We start from the raw sequence: 10791 nt of genomic DNA, 5'->3' as shown, positions 1-10791 counted from the left end.
CTGTGGGAGAGTATGTCGCCGCCTTTCTTTTGAAAACCCTATCCAAACGGATAGGGTTTTTTGTTTTATGTCAATTCCATAACAAATAAACACTACAAACCCCGGATTACGGGGTTTTCTTTTTTATTCACCGTATATCACACCTGACAGGTTTTCGAAACCTGTCAGGTGTATACCGCAAAACATATAAAAACCGGAGTTGTCTCCGGTTTTTGTATTTTATAATATTTGAAAAACTTCTAATTCCACACTTTTTGTGTTTCATAATTGTAGAATAATTCTACACTTTGAAACGGTTTCTACACTTGTTTTAAGCAGTGAAAAAAGTTTTATTTATTTTTAAATGCTTGTTTTTTAGTGTTTTATATTGTTTTTATATTGCTTCTCCGCTTTTGGTATGTTTTTTTCATATAAGCTAAGTGTAACAGAAATTAATAACATATAAAATTTAGTCTTATGAAAAATTTACTTTTATCAACAGCTTTAGTTTTAGGATTAGGAACAACTGCATTCGCAACTAACGTTTCCATCTCAGATGTTCAATCTATCGATATCTTTCAACAAAAAGAATACAAAGAAATCAAACCATCTGAAGTAAATGCAGATGCATTGAAAAAAATCGGTGAAAAATATGCAGGTTACACTTTAACTGGTGCTGCAGTTGCCGCTGACGGAGAATACAAATTAACATTGCAAAAAGACGGGTCAACTGTAGTTGCTTTGTTCACTTCTGCTGGTGAATTCATCAAAGAAGCTTAATATTTGAAATGTAGTAAGGTGAATAAGTAGATTTTTTCTACTCGGTAAGAGGAGGCATTGGCCTCCTTTTATTGTTTATACACTTAACACTAATTAACAACCAAAAATGTTAAATTTGTATCGTATCAAATTTAATTGTAGATGAGTTCAAAAATTTTGGTTGTAGACGACGATATTTCTTTTTGCGTAATGGTAAAGACTTTCCTGGAAAAAAAGGGATTTACAGTACACAATGTTTTTTCGGCTAAAGAGGCTGAAGGTATATTGGAAAACGAAACGTTCGACGTTGTATTGACCGATATCAGATTACCGGATAAAGATGGTATCGAGCTATTGCAGTTAATAAAGGCAAAGTCATTTCCGACGCAGGTTATTCTGATGACCGGCTATACCGAAATCAAAACAGCTGTTAATGCCATTAAAATGGGGGCTTTCGATTATGTTGGAAAGCCGATTAATCCGGATGAGATTCTGCATACAATTAATCAATCTTTAAAGAAAAAGGCCAGTCCGATTATAGAAGAGACAGTTGATGCAGATGCGAAGACTCCAACCAAAACAAAGACTTCCTCGCAAAATGGTACGTTTCCGTTTGTAAAAGGAATTAGTGATCATTCGGGTCAGTTGCACGATTATATCGAATTGGTGGCGCCTACGAATATGTCGGTATTGATCATTGGTGATAGCGGAACCGGTAAAGAATATATCGCTCATAGTATACACGTACAAAGCAAACGTAAGGACAAGCCATTTATCGCGGTCGATTGTGGAGCGATTCCAAAGGAATTGGCTTCAAGTGAGTTTTTCGGACATCTAAAAGGCTCTTTTACCGGAGCTTTTAATGACAAAACCGGACATTTTGAAGCAGCCAATGGCGGAACTTTATTTTTGGATGAAGTCGGAAACCTGTCGTATGAAGTGCAGATACAATTATTGCGCGCTTTACAGGAGCGTAAGATCAAGCCGGTAGGGAGTAATAACGAAATAGGCGTTGATATACGCGTGATCGCTGCAACCAATGAAGATTTACAGGAAGCGGTCAAAAAAGGCGATTTCAGGGAAGATTTATACCATCGTCTGAATGAATTTAGCATTAAAGCACCACGACTATCCGAAAGAAAAAATGATATCCTGATTTTTGCCAATCATTTTCTGGAAATGGCGAATCACGATCTTGAAAAAGACGTACAGGGCTTTTCTCAACCCGTAACCGATTTATTTTTAACCTACGATTGGCCGGGGAATTTACGGGAAATGAAAAACATTATCAAACGTTCGGTATTGCTAACCAAAGGGGATATGGTACTAAAAGAAGTGCTGCCTCAGGAAATGTTCGACAACCCGTATCAGGAAAAAACGGAAAGTGAATTCCAGTTGTATTCGTCTAAAGATGAAGAAAAGGCGATTCTCGATGCGTTGGAACGCGCGCGCTTTAATAAAACCAAGGCGGCTCAGTTGTTAGGAATCGACCGGAAAACCTTATACAATAAAATCAAACTTTATAATATCGAGCTTTAACGGATTTCAAATTTTAGTTTCTCGATTAATACTTCCAATTGATCAATGATCGATTGTACATATTCCTTTTGATTGACCTTTTGGAAGTCAAGCGTTTTGTCTTCCAAAGGGATTAAAAGGGCCACAATAGATTGCACTTCCATTTGTTTGAGCATCGGGATTAGTTTATGAGCCAATTGGGCAATTGCTTCCTGATCCTTATTTGCGACGGCTGTTTTTAATCCTTCGATGTTGTCGCTGCAACTGTTGATAAAGGCGGTTATGATGCCTTCTAACGCTTTACGGTCGTTTTGCGTAAACTGATTCAGACTGCTAAGATTGTACAGTTGGTGGTTGCGATGTTGGTTCTGGTCGTATTTGATTTCACGAACCAGACGCCCTTCAAAAATAGCTTGTAGTTGACTCAATAAGTCTTTTAATTGTATCGGTTTGGGGTGAAATGTCTCAAATCCTTTTTTGATAAAATCTTCAAATACCAAATCGCGTTTTCCGGTTAACGCAATAACGGGTAACGAAGCCAGATTTGGGTTGCTTTTAATCGCCTCAACCAGTTCAAAACCATCCATTTTAGGCATTTGAATATCAGTGATGATCAGATCAAACGGAGTTTTTAGTAGCATAGCGACTACTTTTGTAGCATCCGTTGTGGTGGTGACCTGAACCGAATAGGTAGCCAAAATTTCTTCCATTAATTTTAATTGCATAACATCATCGTCTACAATCAGGATCTTTTTGTCCTGTAGAAAATCGTATGCTGTGGTGTCATTTTCGGAAGAAGGATTTAAAACCGATTGTTCGGCAGGGATATTCGGAATGCGAACGGTAAACGTCGAACCTTTATGTTCTTCGCTTTCCAGTGTAATGGTTCCGCCTAAAAGTTCGATTATCCGTTTGGCAATCGTAAGGCCAAGTCCGGTTCCGCCGTATTTTTTTTCGATTCCGGAATGTGCCTGCGTAAATTCTTTAAAAACGTCTTTTTGTTTGTTTTTCGGAATCCCAATCCCGGTATCGCTCACTTTAATCGAGATCCAGTCCGAATCCAGTCCGGCGGCAACGACTACTTGTCCTTCCTGTGTAAATTTGATGGCGTTCGTCACCAGGTTGGTCAATACTTGTTTGATACGGTACGGATCGGAAACAAAAAGTCCGTCCAGTTCCTTTTGAATGTTCCATTGCAATTGAATCCCTTTATTTGTTGCATTCGGGACCAAAGGCTGACAACTGTTTTCGATCAGATCTTTAAAATTAAAGTTGATTTTCTCGATTTTAATTTTGTTGTTTTCCAGTTTCGAAAAATCAATCAGGTCGTTCACCAATTTGAGGATATAATGGGACGAATGTTTGATATTGTCCAGATATTGTAGCTGTTTTGGGGAAACGGGCGTATTTTTTAACAGGTCGGAAAAGCCGATAACACTTCCCAATGGCGTTTGGATATCGTGCGTAACGGTAGCCAAAAGCATGGTTTTGCTTCGGAGTAGATCTTCTTTTTCTGAATTAAGCCGTTCCAATTGCATCCTGTATTTTTGATTCTTCTGTAAATCACGAACAATAATTAAGCCAAAAAGAATCACGAGTAAAAGTGCTACCGCTCCAATCCACGCAATATTTTTGGTGGTTTTGCTAATGGCAAATTTCGATTCGTTGATGGTTTGATAGGATTTCTGTAGGATTTCTTTTTCAACGGATATTAGTACGTTCCGAAGCTGATCGGAAATAACGCGGTTTTCTTCCAGTAATTTTTGTTCCCGTTTAAATAGCTGACTTTTAATTCGGTTTTCTTTGGTTACCACATCCGAAATAATTTTTTCGAAAGCCAGAACCAACGAATCGTTCGAAACCGGAAGTATACTTAATGAATCCCGTTGGTGTGGATCGAGTACATTATCGAGGAATTTCCGGATCTGGGAATTGTTTCGCGCCCGACTAATCGGCTGGAAGTTTAAAACCAACGAGTCTTTAACGTTATAAATTTTGGTTATGGCTTTGTCCAGATTGTTTTCGTGACTGAATTTTTTTCGGAAGTTTAGAATCTCCCGGATACTTTTTCGCTTCTTTTTTAAGAGCATTTGTATCGAGTCGAATTTGACAAGTTGATTGTCGTCGGCACCTTCCTTAATCGTCTCAATTTCAGAATTGATACTGTCCAGTAACCGGTAATATTCGTTGATGGTGTTTTTGTTTTCGGTGAGCATCGCCGATCGGCCGATGGCTTCCGAAGTATAGAGGTTGGTTACGACATTACTGATCTTCAGAATTTTTTTGTTTTCTTCCGATGTCGTCTCTTTCGGAGTAGCAAGTTTTAGAATTTCGGAATAGATATACCAAACGGAAATCACTGCGATAACAATCAGGAAAATATATCCCAGAACAACTTTAAATTGTAATGACTTGGCTCTTTTATCCATTTTATAAAGATACTCGATCTGTTTTTGTAATCAAAAAAAAAGTCCAACGCAAAGTTGGACTCCTTTATTGTGAAGAGTTTGGAATTAAGAAACCAAACCTCTTGAAATTACAATTCTCTGGATTTCGGAAGTTCCTTCGTAAATCTGAGTGATCTTAGCATCACGCATCATACGCTCCACATGGTACTCTCTTACATATCCGTTACCACCGTGAATCTGAACCGCCTCGATAGTAGTATCCATTGCTACCTGTGATGCATATAATTTTGCCATCGCTCCGGAATGTGAAATATCCTGACCGGCATCTTTTTCACAAGCCGCTTTAAAGCATAACATTCTCGCGGCAGTGATTTGTGTTGCCATATCGGCCAATTTAAAAGCAATTGCCTGGTGTTTGAAGATTTCTTTACCGAAAGCTTTACGCTCCTGCGAATATTTTAACGCCAATTCGAATGCTCCGGAAGCAATTCCCAATGCCTGAGAAGCAATTCCGATACGACCACCGTTTAATACACCCATTGCAAAGTTAAATCCGAATCCGTCGGCACCAATTCTGTTTTCTTTTGGTACTTTAACGTCGGTAAACATTAAGGAATGTGTGTCGGATCCGCGGATTCCCATTTTTTGTTCTTTTGGACCGATTTCGAAACCTGCCCATCCTCTTTCAACGATAAAAGCATTGATTCCTTTGTGTCCTTTTTCTACATCTGTCTGTGCAATTACAATATAAGTAGAAGCGGTATTACCGTTTGTAATCCAGTTTTTAGTACCGTTTAACAAATAATGATCCCCCATATCGATGGCAGTCGTTTTTTGTGACGTAGCATCCGATCCGGCTTCCGGCTCTGATAAACAGAACGCTCCGATAACCTCACCTTTAGCTAGTGGTACTAAATATTTTTCTTTTTGTTCTTCGCTACAGTATTTTTCAAGACCGGCACATACTAATGAGTTATTTACTGACATTACTACGGCAGCAGAAGCATCAACTTTCGCGATTTCTTCCATAGCCAATACGTAAGAAACACTGTCCAATCCGGCTCCACCGTATTTAGGGTCAACCATCATTCCCAAAAATCCTAGTTCGGCCATCTTTTTAACCTGTTCTTCAGGGAATTTTTGGTGTTCATCTCTTTCAATTACGCCCGGTAGTAATTCGGTTTGAGCAAAATCACGAGCAGCCTGCTGTATCATTAAATGCTCTTCAGTCAGTTTAAAATCCATTTCTTATAAGTTATTTTGTTTGAATGTTCTTTAAAAAAGTTCCCAAATATAGCGTATAAATGTCATACTTTCAACTGGATTACCTAATTTTAACCCATGCAAAATAGTGTCTATAACGTTATCGGAGTCATGTCCGGAACTTCCCTGGACGGGATTGATCTGGCAGCTATAACTTTTACGCTGGAAAACCAACAGTGGCAATTTCAAATCCAACAATGTGAAACGGTTCCGTATTCGGAAGAATGGATAGCATGGCTTCGCGAAGCCGTTGGTTACACACCGTTACAATTGGAAATGTTAAACGAAAATTATACCGTTTTACTCGCCGGTGTAATCCGCGATTTTATCCGAAAAAATGATATTCAGAAATTGGACGCAGTATGTTCGCATGGACATACCATCTTGCACCAACCGCAAAACGGACTGACATTGCAGATCGGAAACCTGCCGAAAATTGCCAAACTGATCGGGCAAAAAGTGGTCTGTGATTTCCGGGTAGACGACGTAGCTCTTGGCGGCCAAGGCGCGCCATTGGTTCCTATTGGAGACCGTTTATTGTTTGCCGATTATGCCTATTGCCTGAATCTGGGCGGCTTTTCCAATGTTTCGTTTGAAGAAAACAGCAACCGGATTGCTTTTGATATTTCGCCGGTCAATACGGTGCTGAATTGTTATGCGGAAAAATTGGGCTATGCCTATGACGACCGGGGGAAACTGGCGGCAAAAGGAAAGGTGTCGGAAAAATTATTACAGGAACTGAATGCGTTGCCGTTTTATCAGGCCAGACATCCCAAATCACTTGGATTTGAATTTGTAAGAGAAACCGTTTTTCCATTGATTGATCAGCATGAATTACCGGAATTGGATGTGTTGGCTACGTTTACAAAACATATTGCGTTTCAGATAGGCCAGGCGTTACCGCTACCCAAAGGTAATTTATTGATCACCGGTGGTGGTGCTTACAATTATTTTCTTATTGAGTTGATCAAAGAGAATTTACCCGAAATAAAAGTCGCAGTTCCCGATACCAAAACAATCGAATTTAAAGAAGCGCTGATCTTCGGTTTGCTGGGTGTTTTAAAGCTTCGCAACGAAATAAATGTACTGGCCAGCGTTACCGGAGCGCGTCATAATCACAGTTCCGGAAGAATTTATGATATAGCGTAAAAACTTTGAGATTTTAAGAGTTTCAGGCTATATTTGTGCGACTTAAAAAACAACAATACAATAAATAATTACATAAAATGAAAGATTTATTAAAGAAATTCGAAAATAAAGAACCGGAAGTAGTATTCCATTGGAAAGATGCGGAAACGGAAGCCGAAGGATGGACAGTGATCAACTCATTAAGAGGAGGCGCTGCCGGAGGAGGAACCCGTATGCGTAAAGGTTTGGATATGAATGAGGTGTTGTCACTTGCCAAAACAATGGAAGTGAAGTTTTCGGTTTCAGGACCTGCGATTGGCGGTGCAAAATCTGGAATTAATTTCGACCCGAACGATCCAAGAAAAAAAGGCGTTTTACAACGTTGGTATAAAGCGGTTTCCCCTTTGTTAAAAAGCTATTACGGAACCGGAGGCGATTTAAACGTAGACGAAATCCACGAAGTAATCCCGATGACAGAAGAATGTGGTGTTTGGCATCCGCAGGAAGGGGTATTCAACGGACATTTTAAACCGACTGAAGCCGACAAAATTAACCGTATCGGACAATTGCGTCAGGGTGTGGTAAAGGTGATCGAAAACACAACTTTCTCTCCGGATATCAACAGAAAGTATACGGTTGCTGATATGATCACCGGATATGGTGTAGCACAGGCGGTTCGTCATTTTTATGATATTTATGGCGGAAGCGTACAAGGTAAAAAAGCAATCGTACAAGGATTTGGTAACGTAGGTTCGGCAGCGGCTTTCTACCTGGCTGAAATGGGTGCGAAGGTTGTCGGAATTATCGATAGAGACGGAGGGTTGATCAAAGAAGAAGGATTTTCATTCGAAGAGATCAGAACGTTATTCTTAAACAAAGACGGAAACAAATTGGTTGCTGATAATATGATTCCTTTTGAAGAAATCAATGCTAAAATCTGGAACCTGGGTGCGGAAATCTTTACACCGTGTGCCGCTTCAAGATTGGTAACCAAAGAACAGGTTGACAATATGATTGCATCCGGATTGGAAGTGATTTCATGTGGTGCGAATGTTCCGTTTGCCGATAAAGAGATTTTCTTCGGTCCGATTATGGAAGAAACCGATAGCAAAGTAAGTTTAATTCCGGACTTTATTTCCAACTGTGGAATGGCTCGTGTATTTGCTTATTTTATGGAGAAAAAAGTACAAATGACAGACGAGTCGATCTTTAACGATACATCGGACATCATTCGTACAGCCATCGAAAAAGTACACGCACTTAATTCAGACAAGAAAAACATTAGTGCAACAGCTTTTGAAATAGCACTAAAACAACTTTTATAATAGCTAAAACGCCCAACAATTTGTTGGGCGTTTTTTTTTAATAATAATTATTTACCTTTATTGCCGTTATAAAGAAAAAAGGAATGCTATTTGCTAGACCTTTTTATACAGTTTATTTAGCGAAATAATGAAAGGATTCGAAACAGAACAGGAAAAGAAATCATTTGTGATTACAACCGTATTATGCGGTGTGATTATCGCATTGTTGTTTCTTTTAAAATTTTCGTCCACGTTGGATATTATGCAGCTTGAAGGTGGCGGTGGCGGTGGAATCGCTGTGAATTTTGGTGACAGTGATGTCGGTTCCGGTAAAAATTTACAGAGCGAAGTACTGAATGTGTCCAATCATACCAAAGCAACTCCGGCTACTCCGACGCCACAAGAGGAAATTATCGGTCAGGATTATGACGATGCTCCGGTAGTGGCGACGACAAAAAAAGTGGAGAAAACTAAAGTGACCCCAAAACCGGTTGATAAACCCGTGCCGACTCCGGAAAAACCAAAACCATCCAAATCGACAACCGATGCGTTAGCGAATTTGATGAACGGTTCGAAATCCGGCGGTGATGGCGATGATAATGCCAGTGGTAACAAAGGGAAATTAAACGGTGATAAAAATGCTTCCGGCTATTATGGCGGGGGCGGTTCCGGAAATGGAAAAGGATCGGGTAATGGAGACGGTGAAGGTCCTGGTTCCGGTGGTGGAAAAGGTGGCGGTTATGGAAATGGTAACGGTACCGGAGTTGGAAACTACCAATTGGCGGGACGTAAAGCGATTTCAAAACCAAGACCGAATTATAATTGTAATGAAGAAGGTTTTGTAGCCGTTGAAATAGAAGTAGACAAAAACGGAAAAGTAATTGGTGCCGAACCCGGTGTACGTGGAACGACCAATGCCGCAAAATGTCTGTTGGATCAGGCACGAATTGCCGCCATGCAAACCAAATTCGACCCGAATCCAAGCGCACCCGACAAACAGGTGGGAAAAATTATATATAACTTCAAGTTGACAGAGTAAAGGAATCTTTACTCTTTTTTCTTTTATAGCAAATGAATTATCAGGAAACGTTAGACTGGATGTTTGCACAATTGCCAATGTTCCAGCAGCAAGGCGCCTCAGCCTATAAAAAAGATTTAACCAATACGGTTTTACTGTGCAAAGAATTGGGAAATCCGGAAAATAAAATCAAAACGATACATATTGCCGGAACCAACGGAAAAGGATCGACGTCCTCTATGATCGCTTCGGTTTTACAGGAAGCAGGGTATAAAGTCGGGTTGTATACGTCGCCACATTTAAAGGATTTTAGAGAGCGGATTAAAATTAACGGTGCCGAAATACCGGAAACTTTTGTCTGTGATTTTATCGCGCAACACAAGGCTTTTTTCGAAAGTAACCAGTTGAGTTTTTTTGAAATGACGGTTGGTTTGGCCTTCGATTATTTTGAAAAGGAAAAAGTGGATGTAGCCGTTATTGAGGTCGGCATGGGCGGTCGACTGGATTCGACCAATGTCATCACGCCTTTGGTATCGGTTATCACGAATATTGGTTTTGATCATACACAATTTTTAGGAACCACCTATCGCGAGATTGCGTTCGAAAAAGCCGGAATTATCAAACCTGGCGTTCCTGTTGTTATAGGAGAATATAACGAAGAAACCCAACCGGTTTTTATAGGGAAAGCGACCGAATGCGGCTCGGAGATTTACTTTGCTTCCGATTTGATCACCCGGGATTATCCCGGTGCTTTATTGGGCGATTACCAATTCCATAATAAAAAGACAGTTGTACAGGCGGTGGACGTTTTAAAGCGCTTTTTTACGATCACCGAGGAAAACCTTGAAAGCGGCTTGCTGAATGTGGTAAAGAATACACAATTGCGAGGGCGATGGGAGCAAATGCATTCGAATCCGAAAGTAATTTGTGATACGGCACATAACAGTCACGGACTAAAAATTGTCTTAAATCAAATACAAAAAGAAAAATTTGAACACTTATATTTCGTTTTAGGCGTGGTGAACGATAAAGATCTGGATTCTATTTTGCCGTTATTCCCTAAAAATGCAACTTATTTTTTCTGTAAACCGAATGTGCCAAGAGGATTGGAGGCTATGATTTTACAACAAAAAGCAAGCGAATTTGGATTGGTTGGATCGGCATTCGATTCTGTGTCAGCTGCTTATGCGGAAGCCTTGCGTATGGCAGGCTCAGCCGATTTTATCTATGTCGGTGGGAGCACTTTTGTTGTAGCGGAAATTTTATAATTTTTTTCGTTTTTTGTTTGCAGATCTAAAAAACTGTCCTATATTTGCACTCGTAATCAGGAACACAATTGCTGACTACAAAACATAAGGGCGATTAGCTCAGCTGGTTCAGAGCACCTCGTTTACACCGAGGGGGTCGGGGGTTC

Annotated in this window: 8 protein-coding genes; 6 read left to right on the top strand and 2 right to left on the bottom strand. The window is 40.0% G+C overall.

Annotated elements, in window-relative coordinates; genetic code table 11:
• Window positions 1–456: 456 nt before the first annotated feature.
• Entirely contained in the window at window positions 457–759 is a 303-nt protein-coding gene (locus Q1R07_RS00335; protein ID WP_300484829.1) for a hypothetical protein, read from the top strand.
• A 141-nt stretch (window positions 760–900) separates the two neighbouring features.
• A complete protein-coding gene (locus Q1R07_RS00330; RefSeq protein ID WP_300484827.1) occupies window positions 901–2277 on the top strand; it encodes a sigma-54 dependent transcriptional regulator in 1377 nt (458 codons plus the stop codon).
• On the opposite strand, the gene Q1R07_RS00325 is transcribed toward Q1R07_RS00330, so the two are convergent.
• Entirely contained in the window at window positions 2274–4685 is a 2412-nt protein-coding gene (locus Q1R07_RS00325; protein ID WP_300484825.1) for an ATP-binding protein, read from the bottom strand. The genes Q1R07_RS00330 and Q1R07_RS00325 overlap by 4 nt on opposite strands.
• Window positions 4686–4769: 84 nt before the next feature.
• A complete protein-coding gene (locus Q1R07_RS00320; protein ID WP_300484824.1) occupies window positions 4770–5909 on the bottom strand; it encodes an acyl-CoA dehydrogenase in 1140 nt (379 codons plus the stop codon).
• Between the two features lie 96 nt (window positions 5910–6005).
• Here Q1R07_RS00320 and Q1R07_RS00315 point away from each other — a divergent pair, with 96 nt between their 5' ends.
• The 4 genes from Q1R07_RS00315 (at window position 6006) to Q1R07_RS00300 (ending at window position 10645) form a co-directional block, all read left to right on the top strand.
• Window positions 6006–7076 (top strand): anhydro-N-acetylmuramic acid kinase, encoded by a 1071-nt coding sequence (locus Q1R07_RS00315; protein ID WP_300484822.1) that lies wholly within the window; start codon window positions 6006–6008, stop codon window positions 7074–7076.
• 77 nt (window positions 7077–7153) lie between these two features.
• Complete coding sequence (locus tag Q1R07_RS00310; RefSeq protein WP_300484820.1) at window positions 7154–8380, top strand: Glu/Leu/Phe/Val dehydrogenase dimerization domain-containing protein; 1227 nt, start codon at window positions 7154–7156, stop codon at window positions 8378–8380.
• A gap of 127 nt (window positions 8381–8507) precedes the next feature.
• Window positions 8508–9398 (top strand): energy transducer TonB, encoded by an 891-nt coding sequence (locus Q1R07_RS00305; protein ID WP_300484818.1) that lies wholly within the window; start codon window positions 8508–8510, stop codon window positions 9396–9398.
• Window positions 9399–9430: 32 nt separating this feature from the next.
• Entirely contained in the window at window positions 9431–10645 is a 1215-nt protein-coding gene (locus Q1R07_RS00300; RefSeq protein WP_300484816.1) for a folylpolyglutamate synthase/dihydrofolate synthase family protein, read from the top strand.
• Window positions 10646–10791 lie beyond the last annotated feature (146 nt).

Source organism: Flavobacterium sp., from assembly GCF_030146175.1.
Classification (GTDB): Bacteria; Bacteroidota; Bacteroidia; order Flavobacteriales; family Flavobacteriaceae; genus Flavobacterium.
This window is presented reverse-complemented; position numbering and strand designations above follow the sequence as displayed.

Bases quoted from the DNA above. Each gene is read 5' to 3' on its own strand.
- Q1R07_RS00335 (WP_300484829.1), top strand. From the start codon at position 457: ATGAAAAATTTACTTTTATCAACAGCTTTAGTTTTAGGATTAGGAACA.
- Q1R07_RS00320 (WP_300484824.1), bottom strand. From the start codon at position 5,909: ATGGATTTTAAACTGACTGAAGAGCATTTAATGATACAGCAGGCTGCT.
- Q1R07_RS00305 (WP_300484818.1), top strand. From the start codon at position 8,508: ATGAAAGGATTCGAAACAGAACAGGAAAAGAAATCATTTGTGATTACA.
- Q1R07_RS00310 (WP_300484820.1), top strand. From the start codon at position 7,154: ATGAAAGATTTATTAAAGAAATTCGAAAATAAAGAACCGGAAGTAGTA.
- Q1R07_RS00330 (WP_300484827.1), top strand. From the start codon at position 901: ATGAGTTCAAAAATTTTGGTTGTAGACGACGATATTTCTTTTTGCGTA.
- Q1R07_RS00315 (WP_300484822.1), top strand. From the start codon at position 6,006: ATGCAAAATAGTGTCTATAACGTTATCGGAGTCATGTCCGGAACTTCC.
- Q1R07_RS00325 (WP_300484825.1), bottom strand. From the start codon at position 4,685: ATGGATAAAAGAGCCAAGTCATTACAATTTAAAGTTGTTCTGGGATAT.
- Q1R07_RS00300 (WP_300484816.1), top strand. From the start codon at position 9,431: ATGAATTATCAGGAAACGTTAGACTGGATGTTTGCACAATTGCCAATG.